Annotated in this window: 16 protein-coding genes; 14 read left to right on the top strand and 2 right to left on the bottom strand. The window is 61.3% G+C overall.

From position 1 onward, the window contains the following. Positions 1-83 precede the first annotated feature (83 nt). The 13 genes from V8Z74_RS09725 to V8Z74_RS09785 all read left to right on the top strand — a co-directional run bounded on the left by V8Z74_RS09725 (position 84) and on the right by V8Z74_RS09785 (position 18357). Entirely contained in the window at positions 84-2573 is a 2490-nt protein-coding gene (locus tag V8Z74_RS09725; protein ID WP_502879497.1) for a DUF3141 domain-containing protein, read from the top strand. Next, a complete protein-coding gene (locus tag V8Z74_RS09730) occupies positions 2570-3994 on the top strand; it encodes a bifunctional enoyl-CoA hydratase/phosphate acetyltransferase (protein WP_349709024.1) in 1425 nt (474 codons plus the stop codon). Before V8Z74_RS09725 ends, V8Z74_RS09730 begins: the two co-directional genes overlap by 4 nt. A 43-nt stretch (positions 3995-4037) precedes the next feature. Next, positions 4038-4790, top strand: coding sequence for an SDR family NAD(P)-dependent oxidoreductase (locus V8Z74_RS09735; protein WP_349709025.1), 753 nt, complete (start codon positions 4038-4040; stop codon positions 4788-4790). 79 nt (positions 4791-4869) lie between these two features. Then, on the top strand, positions 4870-6108 hold the full coding sequence (locus tag V8Z74_RS09740; protein ID WP_349709026.1) for an acetate/propionate family kinase: 1239 nt from the start codon (positions 4870-4872) through the stop codon (positions 6106-6108). Further along, a complete protein-coding gene (gene gltS / locus V8Z74_RS09745) occupies positions 6105-7307 on the top strand; it encodes a sodium/glutamate symporter (RefSeq protein ID WP_349709028.1) in 1203 nt (400 codons plus the stop codon). Before V8Z74_RS09740 ends, gltS begins: the two co-directional genes overlap by 4 nt. Before the next feature lie 143 nt (positions 7308-7450). After that, positions 7451-9202 carry a PHA/PHB synthase family protein gene (locus tag V8Z74_RS09750; RefSeq protein WP_020307805.1) on the top strand — a complete coding sequence of 584 codons (1752 nt, stop codon included), beginning with the start codon at positions 7451-7453 and terminating at the stop codon, positions 9200-9202. Positions 9203-9289: 87 nt separating this feature from the next. After that, entirely contained in the window at positions 9290-9784 is a 495-nt protein-coding gene (locus tag V8Z74_RS09755; protein ID WP_018715727.1) for a universal stress protein, read from the top strand. Then, on the top strand, positions 9781-10854 hold the full coding sequence (locus V8Z74_RS09760) for a lipid A deacylase LpxR family protein (protein WP_018715726.1): 1074 nt from the start codon (positions 9781-9783) through the stop codon (positions 10852-10854). The genes V8Z74_RS09755 and V8Z74_RS09760 overlap by 4 nt, the downstream gene beginning before the upstream one ends. A gap of 203 nt (positions 10855-11057) precedes the next feature. Then, entirely contained in the window at positions 11058-11954 is an 897-nt protein-coding gene (locus V8Z74_RS09765) for a ribose-phosphate pyrophosphokinase (protein WP_003050021.1), read from the top strand. Between the two features lie 38 nt (positions 11955-11992). Beyond that, on the top strand, positions 11993-14323 hold the full coding sequence (locus V8Z74_RS09770) for a phosphoketolase family protein (RefSeq protein ID WP_020307802.1): 2331 nt from the start codon (positions 11993-11995) through the stop codon (positions 14321-14323). A gap of 83 nt (positions 14324-14406) precedes the next feature. Then, positions 14407-15765: an MBL fold metallo-hydrolase RNA specificity domain-containing protein gene (locus tag V8Z74_RS09775; protein ID WP_020307801.1), complete on the top strand. Its 1359-nt coding sequence runs from the start codon at positions 14407-14409 to the stop codon at positions 15763-15765. Further along, positions 15762-17279: a thymidine phosphorylase family protein gene (locus V8Z74_RS09780; protein WP_020307800.1), complete on the top strand. Its 1518-nt coding sequence runs from the start codon at positions 15762-15764 to the stop codon at positions 17277-17279. The genes V8Z74_RS09775 and V8Z74_RS09780 overlap by 4 nt, the downstream gene beginning before the upstream one ends. Positions 17280-17466: 187 nt before the next feature. Next, positions 17467-18357, top strand: a complete 891-nt coding sequence (locus V8Z74_RS09785) for a LysR family transcriptional regulator (protein WP_349709030.1) — start codon at positions 17467-17469, stop codon at positions 18355-18357. Between the two features lie 18 nt (positions 18358-18375). On the opposite strand, the gene V8Z74_RS09790 is transcribed toward V8Z74_RS09785, so the two are convergent. Then, a complete protein-coding gene (locus tag V8Z74_RS09790; RefSeq protein ID WP_003050003.1) occupies positions 18376-18669 on the bottom strand; it encodes a helix-turn-helix domain-containing protein in 294 nt (97 codons plus the stop codon). A gap of 106 nt (positions 18670-18775) precedes the next feature. Between V8Z74_RS09790 and V8Z74_RS09795 the strand changes: the two genes are divergently transcribed. Continuing rightward, the gene (locus V8Z74_RS09795; RefSeq protein WP_020307796.1) at positions 18776-19423 is read left to right on the top strand and encodes a substrate-binding domain-containing protein; all 648 of its coding nucleotides are present in this window, start codon (positions 18776-18778) and stop codon (positions 19421-19423) included. A gap of 83 nt (positions 19424-19506) precedes the next feature. On the opposite strand, the gene V8Z74_RS09800 is transcribed toward V8Z74_RS09795, so the two are convergent. Beyond that, positions 19507-20787, bottom strand: coding sequence for a tyrosine-type recombinase/integrase (locus V8Z74_RS09800; protein ID WP_003060765.1), 1281 nt, complete (start codon positions 20785-20787; stop codon positions 19507-19509). Positions 20788-20851 lie beyond the last annotated feature (64 nt).

The raw sequence follows: 20851 nt of genomic DNA on the forward strand, positions 1-20851 counted from the left end.
GAGGAAGGGCCGGCAAGACGATGTGCCTGCGGCCCCTTTCCATTCAATTTTTCAGTTTCATCATAGAGGGAGTGCCCATCGCCATGAATCGAGACACCACGACATCACCAGCGGCCGATTGGGGGCAGTTGCTGTGGGACCCGTTGCGACTATCGGCGATGGCAAGCGAGTATGCAGTGGATGCCTGGCAGCGATCCATTCTGTATGCCGACGTTCGCCGCCAACGCGGCAACCAGTACCAGGAGCATTTGCAGGAGCAGACGCCGAACGTACTCGACTTCGCCTCTGAGGTCATCATGTCCGGGCTGGACCTTCCGCAGCCGGTCAACTATGGCCTCGTACGTATCCTGCCGCCAGCCGACACGACGAGCGATCCCCACAAGCGACCGTTCGTGGTGGTCGATCCACGCGCGGGCCACGGCCCAGGCATCGGCGGCTTCAAACCCGATAGCGAGGTCGGTGCTGCTCTGAAGGCAGGCCATCCCTGCTACTTCGTAGGCTTTCTGCCCGATCCCGTTCCCGGCCAGACCGTCGAAGACGTCATGCGCGCCGAAGCGGCCTTCGTGCGCAAGGTCGGCGAGCTGCACCCCGACAGCCGCGGCAAGCCTGCGGTCATCGGCAATTGCCAGGCAGGCTGGCAGATCCTGATGGCAGCCGCCGTCTGGCCCGAACTGTTCGGGCCGATCATCGTGGCCGGCGCGCCACTGTCGTACTGGGCGGGCGACATGCCGATGCGCTACGCGGGCGGTCTGACCGGCGGTAGCTGGTTGACGGCATTGACCAGCGATCTGGGCGCCGGCCGCTTCGACGGCGCCTGGCTGGTACAGAACTTCGAGAACCTGGACCCGGCCAATACGCTGTGGAGCAAACAGTACAACCTGTACGCCAATGTCGACACGGAAGGCCCGCGCTACTTGCAGTTCGAAAAGTACTGGGGCGGCCACGTCTTCCTGAATGACGTGGAGATGCAGTACATCGTCGATAACCTGTTCATCGGCAACAAGCTGAGCACCGCCCAACTGATGACATCCGATGGCGTGCGCATCGACCTGCGCAATATTCGCTCGCCGATCGTGGTGTTCTGCTCCTATGGGGACAACATCACGCCACCGCCCCAGGCCCTGGGCTGGATCACCGACCTGTACCGCAACGACCTGGACGTGCTGGGACATGACCAGACCATCGTCTACGCTACCCATGACAGCATCGGACATCTGGGAATCTTCGTCTCCGGCAGCGTCGGGCGTAAAGAGCACCAAGAGTTCGCCGCCAACATCGACGTCATCGACGTGCTGCCGGCCGGTATCCACCGCATGCTGGTCGATGAAAATCCAGACGGGTCGCAGGAAGGCGAGCCGACCGGGAACGCCTACCTGACTCGGATCCAGCGCAGCAACATCGATGAAGTCCGTGAGATCGTCCGTCCCGACCCTGAGAACGATCGCCGGTTCGCCGCCGTTGCGCGGATCTCCGAGGTCAACCTGGCTTGCTACCGCAGCTTCGTGCAGCCATGGATGCGTGCCCTGGTCACGGACCAGGGTGCGAAGTGGCTGGAGCCGCTGCATCCGCTGCGCATGGGCTATGAATTGTGGTCTGACAGGCATCCGCTCGCCGCCGCAGTACATGAGGCTGCGCAACACGTGCGCGACCATCGTCAGCCCGTCTCCGAGGCCAACCCTTTCCTGCAACTGCAGGCGCAGTTTTCCACCGCCGTCGAACAGATGCTGGATCAATTCCGTGATTGCCGCGACCAGATCTACGCACAGGCGTTTGACACGCTGTACAGCCTGCCGCTGGTGCAGGCCATGACTGGACAGAGCCTGCACGACGATGCACCGCCGCGACCCCGTCCCAGCGAGACGCCCGAGCATCGCCAGTATCTGGCGCAAGAGTTGACACGGCTCGAAGCGGATATTCACAGCGGCGGGATCACCGAAGCCTCCATACGGGCGCTGTTCTTTGTGCTGGCCGCGCGTGGCGAGGCCGACGGGCGGCACTTCCGGCACGCAGAGCAACTGGTGCGTCCCCACCTGGGCAGCGACTTCGACATGCAGGCCTTTCGCCACCTCGTGCGTCGTCAGGCTTTGCTCATGAGGCTCGACAAGGACGCCACGGTGTCCGCCATCCCCGGATTGCTGAACGACATAGCGCCTGATGAGATCCGCCAGGTGGCGGGAATGATCGTGCAAGTGATTGGCAGCGGCGGTGTGCTGTCCGCACAAGAACAAACCAGGCTGGAACAGGTTTCTACCTTGTTCGAGCAGGCCGAGCGCCAAGCGCAGGCGGCTTCGGCGCCCGCCGTGATAAGTCCCGCCACTGATACCTCCGCTACGGTCGTGGACGCGAAGTCGACAACCGCCATGCCACGCTCTGCCAGTGGCACATCCGCTGCGGTCGAGGATGCGAATGCGGCGCCAGCCATGCCGAGCTCCGCCAGTGACACCTCCGCTCCGGCCATAAACACGACCTCCAAGACATCCTCTCCAAAGCCTAAGGCGCCTCAGAAGAAAACGGCGTCGAAGACGCCAGCCGCGCCGCGGACAAGTCAAACACGGCGAGGGAAAGACAAATGACGACGTCCTCCGCACCGGTCGATGGCGCCGCCGACGCATTGCAGGTTTTGCGCAACCGCACCTTCGACGAGATCGCCATTGGCGACAGCGCCAGCCTCGAACGCGCGTTTTCGCCGCAAGACATCCAGATGTTCGCGCTGCAATCGGGCGATGATGTGGATCCGGAATCTTCGGTGTCTTCGCCCTCGCGGGACACCACCGAGGCCATTTGTGCAAACGTCCTGATCTCGGCTGTGCTGGGAACACGCCTGCCGGGGCCTGGAACCCAATATGTCAGCCAGAACCTGCGCTTGCTCGGAGCCGTTCGGCCCGGCGACAGGCTGACCGTGCAGATGCAGGTGAGCAGCAAAGACACGGCCACCCATCACGTCACGCTGGACTGCACCTGCACCAGCCAGGAGGGGGTGGCGGTTTTCCAGGGCCAGGTAGAGGTCGTAGCGCCCACTGAGCGCATTGAAAGAACGCGCACGGCGTTGCCGGAAATCCACCCGGATGCGCAGGGCCACACAGGCCTGCAACGCCTGCTGGCGCACGTCGCGCACTTGCAACCGATTCGGGTGGCCGTCGCCCATCCCTGCGATGCCCCCAGTCTGTCCGCTGCGCTCGAAGCACGCCACGCGGGGTTGATCGAGCCGGTGCTGGTCGGGCCACGAGGGCGGCTCGAAGCAGTCGCCACCGAGGCCGGGCTGGATCTGGCCGACGTCGCCATTGTGGACGTCCCGCACAGCCACGCCGCTGCGCAGCAAGCCGTCGCCTTGGCAGCCGCAGGTGAAGTCGAAGCCCTGATGAAAGGGAGCCTGCACACCGACGAACTGATGTCCGCGCTGGTTTCGGCAGCAGCGGGGTTGCGCACCAAGCGCCGGGTCAGCCATTGCTTCCTGTTGCAGACACCGGCCTATCCGCGCCCGTTCATCGTCACCGATGCAGCGATCAATATCGCCCCGACTCTGGAACAGAAGGCAGACATCATCCGCAACGCCATCGAGCTGGCGCAGGTGATCGGCGTGCGCGAACCCAAGGTCGCAATCCTGGCCGCAGTCGAGACGGTCAGCCCGACGATGACGGCCACGCTGGACGCTGCGGCGCTGTGCAAGATGGCCGATCGCGGCCAGATCACTGGCGGCCTGCTCGACGGGCCGTTGGCCTTCGACAACGCGATCTCCATCGCCGCTGCGCGCACCAAGGGGATCGTCTCCGAGGTCGCCGGGCAGGCCGACATCCTTGTCGTGCCTGACCTGGAGAGCGGCAACATGCTTGCCAAGCAGTTGATATTCCTGGGCGGCGCAGCCAGCGCCGGAATCGTCCTCGGAGCGAAAGTGCCGGTCATTCTGACCAGCCGCGCCGACTCGCGCGATACACGCATCGCCTCATGCGCGATTGCACTGATGCTGGCGCACCACTATCGGCTGTCACCCCCGTGAATCGACTTATCAGCAACGTATCCACCCCATTGGAGGAAACACTATGAAGTACTCATTTTCTGGCCGCGTAGCCCTGGTCACCGGTGCAGGATCCGGCATTGGCGAGGCCATCGCGCGACTTCTTGCGAGTAACGGCTTGAGTGTCGTCGTCTCGGATGTCAGTGCCGACAATGCCGAGCGCGTCGCCAAGCTCATCAACACCGATGGCGGCCAAGCCGTGGCCAATGTGGCCGACGTGGCATGCATCGATGAGGTCCAGGCTGCCGTGGCCTGCGCGGTCGATACGTTCGGCGACCTTCATTTTGCCGTCAACAACGCCGGTATCGGTGGCGACCAGAGCCCGGCGGGAGAACTGGACCCTGCCGCCTGGCGCCGGGTGATCGATGTCAACCTGAACGGCGTGTTCTATGGCCTGCGCCATCAGATTCCCGCCATCCTGCGCTCGGGAGGCGGCGCCATCGTCAACGTCTCCTCCATCCTGGGGGTGGTGGGCGACGCAGCGAACCCTGCGTACGTCGCAGCCAAACATGGCGTGACCGGGCTGACCCGCTCGGCAGGACTGGCCTATGCGTCCAAGGGAATCCGGATCAATTCGATTCATCCCGGTTACGTGCGTACGCCCATCCTGGATTTCCTGGATGAATCGGCCCTCCAGAAGGCCGTTGACCTGCATCCGATCGGTCGTCTGGGTACATCGGACGAAATCGCCCATGCCGTGGCGTTTTTGCTGTCGGAAGGAAGCAGCTTCCTTGTGGGCACCCAGCTCATCGCCGATGGCGGCTACACGGCGCGCTGAGTCTGAAGACGATGAGACAGCAGACACCCCCGCACACCTCGGCGAAGTCGCGCGGACGGCGCGCAGAGAGGACGACCTGATGGACGTCACCATGGCCCGCTCCGGGCGCCGCGAACACGGACTGATCCTTGTGCTGAACTGCGGTTCATCCAGCATCAAGTTTGCGGTGTTCGATTCCTCGGCCGCGCCACTGCCGCGTCAGGCATTGTGGAATGGCAAGGTGCAGGGAATCGGCGGCGCCAACCCGGATTTCGGAGAGACCGGAGTTGCGCCGTTCTCGATCGAACTGGACACGGCACATCCGTATCGCGCCGCACTGCGCCTCATCCGCGATCGTGTCAGCCAGCGGCTCGACGGCCGCCGGATCGGTGCGGTCGCCCATCGTATCGTCCACGGCGGCAGTAAATACTTCATGCCCGTGCGCGTGGACGCGAATGTCCTGGCCGACCTCAAGGGCTACATTCCTCTGGCCCCGCTGCACCAGCCATTCGCGCTCGAAGCCGTGGAGATCCTGCTGCGGGAGCAGCCCGATCTGCCACAGATGGCCTGCTTCGACACGGCCTTCCACCACACTTTGCCCCAGGTCGAGAAGGTCCTGCCGTTGCCCTATGCCGCATGGGAGCGCGGTCTGCGTCGGTACGGGTTTCACGGCCTGTCGTATGAGTACATGGCAGTGGCCTTGCCCGAACGCCATGGCGACGCCGCGCGCGGTCGCACCGTCGTTGCCCATCTGGGCAGTGGCGCCAGTCTGTGCGCCATGCGTGGACTCAAAAGCGCGGCCACCACCATGGGCTTCTCCGCGCTTGACGGCCTGATGATGGGCACCCGCACCGGCGCGCTCGATCCGGGTGCGGTGCTCTACCTGATGGAAATCGAGAAGCTCTCACTGGAGCAAGTGGGGCGCGTCCTCTATCACGAGTCCGGCCTGCTCGGCGTTTCGGGAATCTCGGCCGAGCCGCGCGTCATTGTCGGACACGAGAACGATGCAGGCGAAACGGGGGAGCGAGCGCGCTTGGCACTGGCCCTTTACGTGCGCCGCATCGTACGCGAGATCGGGGCCTTGGTCGCCGTGCTGGGTGGCCTGGACATGCTGGTGTTCACGGCGGGTGTCGGTGAACACAATGCGTTCATTCGCGAGCGCATCTGTGCGGCGCTGGGCTTTTTGGGCATTGCCTTGGATACCGATGCCAACGCCAGCCACGCGGCGACGATTTCCAGCGATCACAGTCAGGTCACCGTGGCGGTCGAGCCCACCAACGAAGAGTGGATAGCCGCCAGCCACGCACTGTCCTGCCTGGACAGGGAGAAGGCGCGATGACGATCGATGCCTTCCATGGATTCACGCTCGCCATCCTGCTGTTGTTCGTGGGCAAGGGCTTGGTTGCGCGTTGGGGCATCTTGCGTCGATACAGCATCCCGGAATCCCTGGTGGGCGGCTTGGCCTGCGCCCTGGTTGTCTTCGCCCTGTACTACGGTGCGGGGATCGTCATCAGTTTCGATCTCGAAGCGCGTGACGCGCTGCTGCTGTACTTCTTTGCGGCCATTGGCCTGGGTACCGACGCCCGCACGCTGCGCCATGGTGGACGGCCCTTGCTGATCCTGTCGGGGTTGGCCATCGGGTTCATGGTGCTGCAGAACCTGGCCGGGATGGAGATGGCACGCGCCTTCGGCCTGGATCCGCGCACCGGGCTGATGGTGGGATCGATTTCCCTGACAGGAGGCGTGGGCACCACCTTGGCCTGGTCCGATCACTTCGTTCACAACCTCGGCATTGCGCAAGCGCAGGAACTGGGATTGGCAGCGAACATGATCGGCCTGATCGCGGCCTGCACCATCGGCGGCCCGATCGCAAGCCTGCTCATGCACAGGCATCGGCTTCAAGCCGGAGACAGCGCCCTGGAAATTGGCACGCTGCACAGCAATGAGCAGCATGCCCGCCTGGACTACTACGGCGTGCTGCTGGCATTGCTCTGGCTCAACTTGGCCTTGATGCTGGGATACGGAATCAATGCCTTGGTAGCGCGTACCCCCGTCACGCTGCCCGCCTTTGTGGGCTGCCTGCTGGCCGGAATTCTCCTGCGCATGGTGGCCGACTGGATGAGGCCGAGTGGGCGCGGGCGTCTATGGAACTGGCCGAGCATGCAGCCGGGCATCGCTTTGATCTCCGACATGTCATTGGGCCTGTTTCTGACCATGGCGCTGATGGGCCTCAGACTCTGGGAGCTGCAGCCTGTACTTGCCTTCATCACCGTGGCAATGCTGGTGCAGATCATCCTGGTCATCGCATTCGTGCTTCTGATCGTTTTTCGGGCAATGGGCAGGGATTACCAAGCCGCAGTGATGTGCGCCGGTTTCGGCGGAATCGCGCTGGGATCTACCGCCACCGCCATCGCCAACATGACGGCGGTCACTCGGGAGCATGGCGCTGCGCGCGAGGCGTTCATTGTGGTGCCCTTGGTATGTGGGTTCGTCATCGATATTGCGAACGCACTGGTAATCAGCCTGATGGCCGGTTAGGCGAAGCGAAACAGCGGAGCGAGCTGGCAGATGGATACATCGCTGACGCGCTGGCGAGGCGTCGTCGCCCAGGAAATCGCAATCGACTCCCGTTTTCAAGCAAGGGGCTCTTTCTACTTGTGCAGAAATAGAGGTAATACGCTTTGACGAATAAAAAGAACGGCAATATCGACTCAGCCATCAATCCGAAGTTGGATGGGGATGCCCATGTCGCTTGGGCACAGGCTTGGTCGTCTATTTCGCCGGAGACATCGTTGCTCGCGTGGGTGGACTGGGCGAGCCATTTAGCAAACAGTCCTGGCAAGCAAGCCGAGCTTTTGGCGTTTGCAGCCTCCCTGTCCGAGCAATGGATGGCCGTATTGAAGAAGAATCCGGCCAACCCGGACCGGGGAGCCACCGCTCCTGACCGGTCACCTGTCAATGACCGCCGCTTCAACGATCCTGCATGGGATCAATGGCCCTACGACCTTTTCCGCAGTTCATTCGTCAATCAGACCAAATGGTGGGAGCAGGCCACGCAGGGGGTGTGGGGAGTGGATCCGAAACACCAACGCCTGCTGGCGTTTGGCGCCAAACAGTGGCTGGAAATGCTTTCGCCCGCCAACGCTGCGGTTTTCAACCCCGTTGTCCTGAAAAGAACCATCGCAGAGCAAGGCGCCAATCTAGCGCGGGGGACGTCCAACTTTCTCGACGACTTGCGTCGGCAACTATCCGGCCAGCCTCCCGCGGGAACGGAGAACTTCGTCGTTGGGCGCGACGTAGCGGTCACGGAAGGAAAAGTCGTTCTGAGAAATCGACTGATCGAACTGATTCAGTACACGCCCACTACCGAGAAAGTCCATCCCGAACCGATCCTGATCATTCCTGCCTGGATCATGAAGTACTACGTACTGGATCTGTCACCGCATAACTCGCTGATACGGTATCTGGTTGCGCAAGGGCATACGGTTTTTTGCATCTCCTGGAGAAATCCGGATGCTGAGGATCGAGATTTGGGCATGGATGAGTACCTGGAGTTCGGCCTGCATGCAGCGCTGGACGCTGTGACTTCCGTCGTCCCCGGGCATGGAGTCCACGCGGCTGGTTATTGCCTGGGCGGAACGCTACTGGCCATTGGTGCTTCAGCCATGGCGCGTGATGGCGATACGCGGCTGGTGTCGGTAAGCCTGCTTGCCGCACAGACGGACTTCAGCGAACCGGGCGAGCTGAGTCTTTTCATCAACGAGAGTCAAGTGGCGCTGTTGGAAGCCAGCATGGCTCAAACCGGTTATTTGACCTCCGACCAGATGAGCGGAGCTTTTCAGCTACTGCGTTCCTACGATCTCATATGGTCTCGCATGATTGACGAATACCTATTGGGCGATCGCCGGGCAATGACCGACCTGATGGCTTGGAATGCCGATGGGACTCGCCTCCCCGCGAAGATGCATTCGCAGTATCTCCGACGCCTTTACCTGAATAACGATCTCAGCGCGGGGCGTTATCCCGTCACGGGTCGCCCCGTTTCAGTGGGAGACATCGCTGTACCGGTGTTTTGCGTCGGCACTGCCTCGGATCATATTGCGCCTTGGCGCTCGGTTTACAAGCTGCATCTCCTGTCTTCGGCCGAGCTGACTTTCGTGCTGACCACTGGAGGACACAACGGCGGCATCGTGAGCGAGCCCGGCCGAGGTAACCGCCAATATCAAATCCATACCCGCGCGGCCGGTGATGGATACATGGCGCCGGATGAGTGGCAAGCGACGATGCAGACGCATCCGGATTCCTGGTGGCCCGCATGGTCGGCGTGGCTGCGAGAGCGTTCCGGTGATGTTGTTGCGCCTCCGCTCATAGGTGCTGAATCCAGTGGATACCCCACTGTTTGCGACGCCCCAGGGGAATATGTACGCAACTGAATAAGCGTATCCCGCGTCCGCTATTGCGACACGGTATACGCAATATCTGTTCGTCATCCCGTTCTACTCTGATAACTGGAGACATTCATGTACTCAAGAATCCTGGTTCCGCTCGACGGAAGTCCTACTGCCGATTTGGCGCTCCACCACGCTGCGGTGCTGGCACGCCTGAATGGCGCAACCATCGTCTTGCTGCACGTCATCGAGGAGATGAAGCACAGCAACGGCTTCGAGAGGCCGAGGATCTATATTGAAGAAGTGAGGCCGGGCTTCCTGGCGGCCGGGCAGAAGCTGCTGGACGAGGCGGCGCTGCGGCTGAGGCAGGAAGGCCTGGCGGTTGAGACCGTCCTTCTGGAAAGCAAGGGCGAGCGCGTCTCGGTGCTCATCGCTCAGCAGGCACTGACCACTCAATGCGAGTTGGTGGTGTTGGGTACTCACGGACGCCGGGGCGTGGACAGGCTGCTGATGGGAAGCGATGCAGAGCAGCTCGCTCGCATCGCACCAGTTCCGGTGATGCTGGTGCGCCAGCCCCAATCGGTCATTGCGACTGCAACCCCTGGGCAGGGTGGCACGCCAGCGTGACGAAGGTTCAGTCCACCGACCAAACTGAATGGAGGCTGAAAGTCGCAGCCCCCTTGCTGCTGCTATTGCTGAGCGCCTCCGCACAGGCCCAGTCCTGCCACCAGGACAACCCGCTGCGCTCAACGGGAACGCTCAATCTGCGGATCGACAACGACATGTTCGGCGGCATTGGACAAGACCAAGGGTACTCCAACGGGTTTCTCGCCAGTTGGGTTTCCCCCAACCTCGTGGACTATAGCGATGACCCTTGTCTACCGCGTCTCGTCCGTGGGCTGAATCGCTTTCTCACGATGCTCCAACCCCAAGGCTTCGACGAACAGAACATGACCATCGGCTTCGGGCAGATGATGTACACCCCGAACGACAAAACGCGCAGCGATCTCATCAAGGATGATCGTCCTTTCGCGGGCGCCTTGATGTTGAGCCTTGGCTATAACGCGAGGCGGGGCGATACGCTGCGCACTTCGCAACTCCGCGTGGGGGTGGTGGGGCCCTCCTCCCAGGCCAGGCAAGTCCAGAACTGGTGGCATGACACCGTCGGAGTGGACAGATTCAATGGCTGGAGACATCAACTGCGCGACGAACCCGTGCTGCAGTTGCTCCACGAACGCCGAACACGAGTCATCAGGCAAGAAAACGTCAGCGGTTGGGGTTGGGATCTGACCCGCCACTGGGGCGGCAGCTTGGGCAATTTCGCCACCTACGCGAATGTCGGCGGAGAACTGCGCTATGGCCTACGCCTGCCGGACGACTTAGGCACCGCACCGCTGCGCCCGGCTGGAGAAAACACCTCGCCCGTGCGTAAGACCGCTGGCAGCAACTGGAACGGGCACCTGTTCGTGGCACTCGACGGTCGCTGGGTTTTGCACGACATCACGTTGGACGGCAATACGTTCAAGTCCAGTCATAGTGTTGATAAACGGCCATTCGTGGCCGATGTGGGCTATGGCATCGCGATGACTCAGGGCAACTGGCGCATCGCGATAGCCCGCTACCACCGCACCCGCGAATTTCGTGGACAAAAGGAAATCCCGGTCTACGGAACGATCACCGTAGGACGGCGATTCTGATGCAGATCGATTCCTTGAACGCCATGCAAGCCACTCTGTTGCTGTTCATGACAAGAGCCTGGTTGCTTGTGGAGCTACCACGTCGACGCAGTACTGCCAATGCCGTCGTCATTAGCCAGTTGGCAAGGTGAACACAGCGAGCTGAACGATAAGGCACCCGCGCTCGATAAGAGACCAAGGACAACAAATAAGGAGATAAATGGATGCAACGACTCACCCTGGCCCTACCCGGCAATGAAGATCTGGCCCGCGGCATCGCGCAGGCATGCGGCAGCGAAGCCGGCCGCATCGAAACGCGCCGATTCCCCGATGGCGAGAGCTATGTCCGGTTGCATGGCGAACCTGCCGATCGGATCGTGGATGTGATTTGCACGCTGGCCCATCCTGATCCGCAGTTCCTGCTTCTGGCTTTTGCCGCTGACGCGGCGCGCGAACTTGGCGCGCAAGAGGTGAACCTGATCGCACCGTATCTGGCCTACATGCGCCAGGACAAGCGATTCCATGACGGAGAAAGCGTGACGTCGCGGTCCTTCGCACGTCTGGTCTCATCGACCTTCGACAAGCTGCTCACGGTGGATCCGCATCTGCACCGCTATCCGACACTATCAGCGGTCTACACGATCCCCACCATCACCTTGCATGCCGCACCACTGCTGGCCGACTGGATCGCGAATCATGTCGAAGAACCTTTGATCGTGGGCCCCGACGAGGAAAGCGAGCAGTGGGCCGGCGCCATCGCGTCCCGCATCGGCGTACCGCACGCTGTGCTTCGCAAGACACGCCATGGCGATCGCAGCGTGGACATCGATGTTCCCGACCTGTCGATCTGGCGCGGCAGAACGCCGGTGCTTGTGGACGACATCGCATCATCAGGCCGCACGCTCGCCGTCGCGGCGCGCAAGCTCGCCGAGCAAGGAATGCGCAAGCCGGAGTGCGTAGTGGTGCATGCCCTGTTCGCCGAGGATGCCTGGGCCCAATTGACACCGTTGTTTGCCCGAATTACGTCCACCGACGCAGTACCGCATCCGAGCAACCGGATTGGTCTCGCTTCGCTGATTGCCGACGCTCTCTCTAGCGGGAAAACCGATCCGCGAGGCTGATCTTTTTATCGATCCAACTATTTTCAAGGAGACCTGAAATGTCCTCTCAAGCTAACCTCGCAACCGATTGGCGTGCTGGTTACGGGCCCATCGCGCACAGGTCTGAAACCATCGAACGTATGCAGGCCCTAGTGCAACGTCTGGTCGCGCAAAGGCGTATAGCAGACGAAGCCTCGGCCCATGCGCTGCTGGCTGCAGCCGACCGGGTGGCCTGCACGGCCATGAGCGTAGTGGCGCATATGACCTATGCCCGGCGCATCGACCGAAGCGGCTGCCCACTGGGCTCCGATGATTTCAAACAAACGCCCGAAGGCCACACCGGCGGCTCGCTCAACATGGTGCCAGCCTTCGTGGGTTATCTGTTGGCCAACGCGCTGACCGGGACGACACGCGGCTGGCTCATGGGGCAGGGGCACTGCGTGGCCGCGATCGAGGCGGTGAACGCACTGACCGGCGATGTATCCGCCGCCCAGCGTGGACGCTACGACCGCAGCGAGGCGGGCCTGTCGCGTTTGATCGCGGACTTCTACTCCTATGCCATCGATAAGCAGGGTCGGCCCGCGGTACCGCTGGGTAGCCATGCCGGGCCGAACACGGCCGGCGCGATCTCCGAAGGCGGCTATCTGGGGTTCGCCGGGCTGCAGTATGTGCACACGCCGTTGCCGGGAGAAAGCCTGGTGGCATTCCTCAGTGATGGCGCTTTCGAGGAACACCGTGGCTCGGACTGGGCGCCGCGCTGGTGGCGCGCCGAGGACTGCGGCTTCGCCATCCCGGTCATGATTCTCAACGGACGGCGCATCGAGCAGCGCACCCAGATCGTGCAGGAAGGTGGCGCTACCTGGCTGGCCGAAGATCTGCGCCACAACGGCTTCGATCCCGTCATCGTTGATGGACGTGATCCGATGGCGATCGCATGGGCCATTGTTGAAGCCGAAGACACGCTGAGCGCCTTCGCCGCACGCTCGGATCGGCGCTATCCGGTCAAGCTGCCCTACGTGATCGCCGAGACGGAGAAAGGTTTTGGCTTCCCGGGCGCGGCGACCAATGCCGCCCACAACCTGCCGCTGAACGGCAATCCGCGCGAGGATGCGCAGGCACGCGAGGCCTTCAACGCAGGGGCTGCGGCGCTGTTCGTGCCCGAGAGCGAACTGGAAAACGCGCTCACCGTCCTTGCGAATCACGGCCAGAGCCAGCGCTCGCGCGAAAGCGAGCACCCCATGGCCCTACGCCATCCAGCGAGCCCTCATCTGCCGATGCCGGCCTGGGCGCCAACGGAGGTATCGGGCAGCGCCATGTCCGCACTGGACCGTTGGTTCGTGGAGCTGGTGCAGGCAAATCCACAGTTGCGCATCCGGATCGGCAATCCCGACGAACTGGCCAGCAACAAGATGGGGGCCACTCTGGCGCTGCTCAAGCACCGCGTCAACGTGCCCGAACCCGGCGTCCCGGAATCGACGGATGGCTCGGTGGTCACCGCACTCAATGAAGAAGCCGTTGCGGCCGCCGCCCTCGCCAACAAAGGGGGGCTGAACCTGATCGTCAGCTACGAGGCATTCGCGGTCAAGATGCTTGGATTGATGCGCCAGGAGATCATCTTCGCGCGTCGGCAGAAGGAGCTGGGCCAGCCGCCAGGCTGGATCTCCGTCCCGCTGATCGTCACATCCCACACCTGGGAGAACAGCAAGAACGAGCAGTCACACCAGGACCCGACCATTGGCGAAGCATTGCTGGGGGAGATGTCGGACACCGCACGCGTGTTGTTCCCGGTGGATGAAAACACGGCGTGCGCCGCGTTGCGAGCGGTCTACGCCAGCCGCGGCCAAGTGGCTTGTGTGGTGGTCTCCAAGCGCGACACGCCGAATCACTTCAGTGCCGCCGCGGCTCAATCGCTGATCGAGCATGGAGCAGCCCATGTAGCCGGCGATCCGTCCACCGCACAACTGCAATTCGTAGCGATTGGCGCCTACCAGTTGGAGGAAGCGCTCAAAGCCCATGCCCGCCTGGAGCACCATGGGCTTGCGTCGTGCATCACCGTGGTGGTCGAGCCCGGCCGTCTACGCATTCCGCGAGACGAACTTGAGGCCGCCTTCGTGCTCGGTGACGAATCCCTGCAAGCGCTCTTCCCGCCTCACCTGCCGCGCGTGTTGATAAGCCATACCCGCCCTGAGCCGATGCTGGGCGTGCTTCGCCGCATTGACAGCGGCCCTTCGAAGACGCGGGCTTTGGGCTACATCAACCACGGCGGCACCCTCGATGTGGCTGGAATGCTGATCGCCAATCGATGCACCTGGGTGGATGCCATCTATGCCGCTGCGCAAGTGACCGGCTGGAACAGTTCGCAGGCTGCTGCTGCCGCGACCGACGCGTGAATTTCAAGTGGTTCTGACACGGTCCGCAGTGACCGCGCCAGCTCCTGATTTCACAACCCACCAACAAGCGAGGAGACAACTTCATGCTCTCACTGACCAGCCTGGGCGGTGCCGGTACCGTCACCGGCTCCAAACACCTGATCACATATGGCAGTACCCGCATCCTGATCGACTGCGGACTTTTCCAAGGACTGAAGAACCTGCGCGAGCTGAACTGGCAGCATCTTGTCGTTGAGTCCAAGGACATCGATGCGGTTGTACTGACGCACGCGCACCTGGATCATTGTGGATATCTCCCCCGATTGGTGCTGAACGGGTTCCGCGGGAAGATTTTCTCGACGCCAGCCACACGGGACGTCGCCGAACTCATCCTGCTCGACAGTGCTTGGTTGCAGGAGAAGGATGCCGAGTTCGCCAACCGGAAGGGATTTTCCAAGCACAAGCCAGCCCTTGCCCTGTATCGGGTCCGAGATGCCGAACGCACGCTCTTGCAGTTCAAGCCCGTGCCACTGCATCAGGAGACGGTATTGCCGGGCGGTGCACGCCTGGTTCTACGCAGGGCCGGCCACATTCTTGGAGCGGCGACGGCGCAGATCGACATCGGCGGCAAGCGTTTGGTGTTCTCCGGCGACCTGGGCCGCTATGACGATGCGGTCATGCCTGATCCTGAACCCGTCACGGAAGCGGACTACATCATCATCGAGTCCACCTATGGCAATCGTCATCATGACCGTTCCGATGCCGTCGAAGCGCTAGGCGACATCATCGAGCGTACGACTCGCCGCGGAGGCACCGTAGTGATTCCCGCTTTTGCCGTAGGACGCGCGCAGTCGTTGATCTATGACCTATGGCTGTTGCGACAGCGCGGTCGGCTCCGCAACGTGCCCGTCTATCTGGACAGTCCCATGGCCACCAGCGCAACTGCGCTGCTGCACCGCCATGCCGACGACCACAAGCTCGCTCAACACGATTTCGAGACGGCATTCTCAGAAGTCACATACGTGCGCGACGTTGAAGAGTCCAAGGCGCTATCGGCGAATCGATACCCCAAGGTGATTATTTCCGCCAGCGGCATGGCCACCGGCGGCCGCGTGCTGCATCACATAGAAGCGTTTGGCGGTAGCCATCAGAACACGCTGCTGTTCTCTGGATTCCAAGCAGCAGGTACGCGCGGGCGCAAGCTGCTTGAGGGCGCTCGCGAAGTCAAGATCCATGGACGCTGGATGCCGATCAAGGCAGAGGTCGCCGAGCTTGCGATGTTGTCGGCTCATGCCGACAGCGATGAGCTGATGCGATGGCTGCGCGGCTTTACCAAGGCGCCGGAAAGAGTGTTCATTGTTCACGGTGAATCTGATGCCTCTGAGGCGCTGCGCGAACGTATCCAGCGCGAACTCAATTGGCACGCATCGGTGCCCATGCAAAACCAGGAGTTCGCCCTGTGAGTGCCCGCATCACGCCCCAGACACCCGCCTTGCAAGCATTGCGCATGCGACTGCATGCCCAGCATCAACCCGTCGTCTTGATGCGTACCGATTGCCATGTCTGCCGTGCCGAAGGGCTGGCACCGCGGTCACAGGTACTGATCATTGCCGGCGACCGCACTGTGCAAGCGCTACTGTACCAAATCGACAGCGATCTGCTCAAAACCGGACAGATCGCTCTGTCCGAGGCCGCCTGGGATGCCCTGGACATTCATGAGGGCGATCTTGTGCAGGTTCGGCATCCTCCGCTGCTCGAATCGTTGTCGGCCGTGCGTGCGCGAATTCACGGCCACCGACTGCAAACGACGGAGTTGCAGGCGATCGTCCGTGATGTGGTCGATGGTCGCTATACCGATGTCGCACTTTCGGCCTTCCTGACCGCAACGGCGGTACTGCCTCTGGATATGCAAGAGACCATCCATCTCACCCGTGCGATGGTCGATGTCGGGGATCACCTGCAATGGCAGGCTCCGATTGTTGTGGACAAGCATTGCGTGGGCGGATTACCGGGAAATCGCACCACGCCGTTGGTGGTTGCCATCGCCGCAGCCAATGGATTGGTGATGCCCAAGACCTCATCACGCGCCATCACCTCTCCCGCTGGCACCGCGGACACCATGGAAACGCTGGCTCCTGTAGACCTGGACCTGGATACGCTCAGAAAGGTCGTGGAGAAAGAGGGTGGATGCGTGGCGTGGGGCGGCGCGATGCACCTCAGCCCCGCGGACGACATCTTCGTGCGTATTGAGCGTGAACTGGATATCGACACGCAAGGACAACTGATTGCCTCGGTGTTATCCAAGAAGATTGCAGCAGGGGCGACCCACATCGTGATCGATATTCCGGTTGGGCCAACCGCAAAAGTCCGCAGCCGGGAAACTGCCGAGCATCTTGCGCATCACCTTTCGGAAGTCGCCGCGTCATTTGGCCTTGTATTGCGTTGCCTGTTTACAGACGGGAATCAGCCTGTCGGCAGAGGTATCGGCCCGGCGTTGGAGGCGCGCGACGTGTTGGCCGTATTGCGCAACGAGGCGGATGCGCCGCAAGACCTATGTGACCGCGTGGCGTTGGTGGCGGGCGCGGTGCTTGAGCTTGGCGGCGTCGCCAAAGAAGGGGAGGGACTTCGGTTGGCTCATGAGACGATCAGCAGTGGCCGCGCGTGGGAAAAATTTCAGAGAATCTGCGCGGCTCAGGGGGGATTTCGTGAGCCGCCCCAAGCTCTCTATGTCGAACCGCTTTTGGCAACCACTTCAGGCCGAGCAGTACACATCGACAACCGTAAGCTTTCTCGTTTAGCCAAATTGGCCGGTGCGCCTGAGAGTCCAGCCGCAGGGATTCAATTGCAGGTGCGCTTAGGTGACGAGATAACACGCGGACAACCATTGATGTTTTTGCATGCGCAAACCTCTGGAGAGATGGCCTATGCACTCGCATACGTACAAGGCATTGGGGACATTGTAAAGATTGAACCTTAGCGCCGTGGATAAACAGGGCTCTTGAATGCTCGGTCAAACACAGCCCGGCCTCTCGTTTGGAAAAGTTGAACGCCTACATCTCATGCTCAAGAACATATGAAAAAACATCGCTTAAAAGAAGTTTTCAACCTGCATCGCGTGGAGCAAACAGAAGGAGGTCGTCAGCGCCTGAATAGGAACATTGCTCATGGAACTGCGGCACCTGCGTTGCTTTATCGTTTTGGCCGAAGAACTTCATTTCACACGGGCGGCTGAGCGTCTTCACATTGAGCAACCTCCTCTGTCCCGCGCCATCAAGGAGCTTGAGGACGAGTTAGGCGCTGTGCTCTTCGACCGGGACCGCCGGGGCACCCGACTGACCGCTGCGGGTGCCGTGTTCCTGCAGGACACTCGCCGGCTATTCACCGTCCTGGAGCAGGCCCGCGAGAACGTCAAGGCTGTCGCGGCGGGCTTGCGAGGCAGCCTGCGCATCGCCGTATCCGACGGCGCGCTCGATCCCCGGCTGTCGGCGTTTCTAGCCCGTTGCCGTGCCGAAGAACCCGAGATCGAGATACGGATGTCCGAAGTGCCTTTGGCCGAGCAGTTGCGCGGCCTGCGCTCGGGCGACTTCTGCATCGGATTCGCTCATACCGCCGACGTCGGTGATGGCATCGTCGCCGAACCTATCTGGCAGGACCCGCTGGTGGTCGCCTTGCCAGCCCGGCACGCACTGCTCGTCCACAAGGAGGTTCCACTCCATGAACTCCGGGGGCATCCTCTTGTCCTGTGCGATCCCCAGGTGTGCGAAGGCTACTGCCGCGAGTTGGCGCGCCTCCTGCAGACCCAGGAACACAAACTGAATGTCGTTGAGGAGGTTTCCTCGCTGGACATGATGCTCACCTTGGTCGGTGCCGGCTACGGCGTGGGCTTCATGACGGCGACCAAGATTCCGGTCAGCCAGCGACCGGACGTGGTGATCCGTCCATTGGCGCTGGATACAGCCGTGATCACCACCTACCTGCTTCGACTCGAAAGCAGCAACTCATCGGCTTCGCTGATGCGATTTATCGACCGCCTCCGGGACCCTTCGAGCGACTGACGCAACGGACCGCACCACTTAAGATTGGGCATCGGCACGAAGATTGCGTTCCGTTGCACTCATCAGCTCTGCCGCACTTATGCTGAGGGCAGCGGAGATTTTCAGTATCAATGCGAGCGTGGGCATGTGCTCCCCACGCTCGATCTTGCCCATATGCGAGCGAGCTATACCAGCCATGGACGCGAATTCATCCTGAGCGACTCCCTGCGCCAAGCGGGCAGCACGCACCGCTTGGCCGAAGGCCAGTGCCGGCTCGGCTTCATAGGTGGTTGTGCCAGGGGGGCGGCCCGGTTGAACGCTGCGCTTCTGCATCACCAGAAGCGTCGATCAATCGACCGAATTTAACCACGTTAAAGATATCTCTTTTGGCTATCATGGTGGCTCGCCTTTTTGATCCGATCGCTTTGTGGGGGCTCTCATGCACGACGCCACCAGCCAGTTTTCCTTTTCCAATTTCAGGCTTGCCATAGCGCCTGGCGTACCGTCATCGCATCTTTCGGCATTGCTTGCGTTGCAGCGTGCGGAAGAGCCGGAAGTCACCATTTCGTTTCATGAGGTCACAGCCGATGATTTGATTGCGGGACTTCGGGAAGGCCGCTACGACGCGGGCATGACGCTTGAAGGATCGAGCGATCCGTCGCTGAAAAGCCAACCTCTATGGACCGAGAACATGGCCGTCGCCATGCCGTTGCGCTTTCCCTTACTTGACCAGGCGAAGCTCACGATCGCCGAACTGTTGGACTACTCCGTCTTTCGCTGGCCTGCAGAGAATTGCCCTTTGCTGGATCAGCGGCTGCCTTCTCTTCCCGCGGTGAGTCAACAGAACATTCAGCGTGTCTCTTCCTTCGAGATGATCGCGCTATGGGTCGCTGCCGGCTACGGCGTCGGGGTATCCGCGCAATCGCGCATTGAGCATGCGCAGGGATGGGGCATTCACACACGGCCGCTGTCTGACGGACCCTACGAGATCGTGACCCACCTGCAGCGGCCCTGCGGACAAGCCGACGTTGTTTCAGAGCGGTTCGAGCGCAGAGCACTGCAGGTCGCCAAGAATGCTCCAACCTAGTCGAGTGCCAATGTCCTCGTTCTGCGTCTTCAGTTCAAGGTGCTACACGTGCATTAGGCATTCCACTCGCCAAGCAGCAGACATCACTCGCGCTCTATGACACGGAGCAGCGCCGTTCTACGCTTCGACATGGGGCCAAACGCCTTCGTGACCCCTTCAACGGGTTTCCCTGCCTGCAATGAGTCAAGGATGTCAGCCCAGTCCTGCATGATTACCTTGCGGGACTCCACAAACTTCGTGTGATCGTAGGGCGCGCGCGATGAGTCCTTGCTCTTTTTGGAATGAGCGAGTTGAAGATCGACCCGCTTCTCCGGATATCCCAACAGTCCAAGGATCGTCGTTGCGGTCGAGCGGAAGCCATGGGACGAAAACCGTCCGCCATAACCCATGCGCTTGAGTGCTTGATTGAGCGTCGTTGCCGACATCACTTGTCCCGGCTTTCTGTAGCTCGGGAACAATACTTTGCCGCCGCCAGTTAGAGCATGTAGTTCCCTAAGAGCGGCCACCGCCTGCCGTGACAGGGGAACCAGATGGGGGCGTCGCATCTTCATGCGCTCGGACGGAATCGACCACATGGCGTTGTCCAGGTCGAACTCTTCCCAGGAGGCCTTGCGCAGTTCTACGGTGCGCACGTAGGTCAAAGCCATCAGCTTGAGGGCGAGGACTGTCGTCTGGTAACCCCCTTCGTTGTCCACACGATTGAGAAAGTCCGGGATCTCTGCCCATGTCAACGGAGGGTTGTGGCGGACCTGAGGGCGCTTGACCAGTCCCTTGAGCAAGGCGGCAGGATCGTATTCGCAGAGACCTTGGGCAGCCGCATAACTGAAGATTTGCCCACACCACTGGCGGATGAGGATCGCCACAGTCTTCGCGCCACGAGCCGCCACATCCTTGATGATGGGGCGCAGATGTGGAGCCCTGATGCTGCTGATCGGCAACTTGCCAATCCGGGGGAAAACATCCTTCTCAAGGTAGCTGGTGACCTGGTTGGTGTAGTACTCGCTCCAGTGAGCATTGCTGACGATCCACTCCCGAGCAACGGTCTCGAACGTGCGTTCGTATGTGTCGGCCTGGAGGGCGATCGCCGCCTTTTTCTCCACGATGGGGTCGAGGCCCTTCTTGACCAACGCCTTTGCCCGGTCCCGTTCCGCACGGGCTGCCTCCAGCGTGACCTTTGGGTACACCCCGATTGAGTACACCTGTTCAGCGCCGCCCAGCCGGTAGCGGTACCACCAGAGCTTGGAGCCGTTGGGCTGAACGCGCAAAAAGAGGCTGCCTCCGTCCCGGAGTTGGTACACCTTGGGCCTGGGCTGCGCCGTTTCCACTTTGCGCGCCGAGAGAAGATTGAGTGCTGTGAGTGCCATGTGTATAACGCCTCCAGTTTGGCCCGTTACACACTCCATTACACACATGAGCACTGGATTTGTC

This window comes from Comamonas sp. w2-DMI, from assembly GCF_040187735.1.
GTDB lineage: Bacteria > Pseudomonadota > Gammaproteobacteria > Burkholderiales > Burkholderiaceae_C > Comamonas > Comamonas terrae.

Bases quoted from the DNA above. Each gene is read 5' to 3' on its own strand.
- gltS (WP_349709028.1), top strand. From the start codon at position 6,105: ATGACGATCGATGCCTTCCATGGATTCACGCTCGCCATCCTGCTGTTG.
- V8Z74_RS09790 (WP_003050003.1), bottom strand. From the start codon at position 18,669: ATGCAGAAGCGCAGCGTTCAACCGGGCCGCCCCCCTGGCACAACCACC.
- V8Z74_RS09795 (WP_020307796.1), top strand. From the start codon at position 18,776: ATGCACGACGCCACCAGCCAGTTTTCCTTTTCCAATTTCAGGCTTGCC.
- V8Z74_RS09770 (WP_020307802.1), top strand. From the start codon at position 11,993: ATGTCCTCTCAAGCTAACCTCGCAACCGATTGGCGTGCTGGTTACGGG.
- V8Z74_RS09775 (WP_020307801.1), top strand. From the start codon at position 14,407: ATGCTCTCACTGACCAGCCTGGGCGGTGCCGGTACCGTCACCGGCTCC.
- V8Z74_RS09740 (WP_349709026.1), top strand. From the start codon at position 4,870: ATGGACGTCACCATGGCCCGCTCCGGGCGCCGCGAACACGGACTGATC.
- V8Z74_RS09800 (WP_003060765.1), bottom strand. From the start codon at position 20,787: ATGGCACTCACAGCACTCAATCTTCTCTCGGCGCGCAAAGTGGAAACG.
- V8Z74_RS09765 (WP_003050021.1), top strand. From the start codon at position 11,058: ATGCAACGACTCACCCTGGCCCTACCCGGCAATGAAGATCTGGCCCGC.
- V8Z74_RS09730 (WP_349709024.1), top strand. From the start codon at position 2,570: ATGACGACGTCCTCCGCACCGGTCGATGGCGCCGCCGACGCATTGCAG.
- V8Z74_RS09725 (WP_502879497.1), top strand. From the start codon at position 84: ATGAATCGAGACACCACGACATCACCAGCGGCCGATTGGGGGCAGTTG.
- V8Z74_RS09735 (WP_349709025.1), top strand. From the start codon at position 4,038: ATGAAGTACTCATTTTCTGGCCGCGTAGCCCTGGTCACCGGTGCAGGA.
- V8Z74_RS09785 (WP_349709030.1), top strand. From the start codon at position 17,467: ATGGAACTGCGGCACCTGCGTTGCTTTATCGTTTTGGCCGAAGAACTT.
- V8Z74_RS09755 (WP_018715727.1), top strand. From the start codon at position 9,290: ATGTACTCAAGAATCCTGGTTCCGCTCGACGGAAGTCCTACTGCCGAT.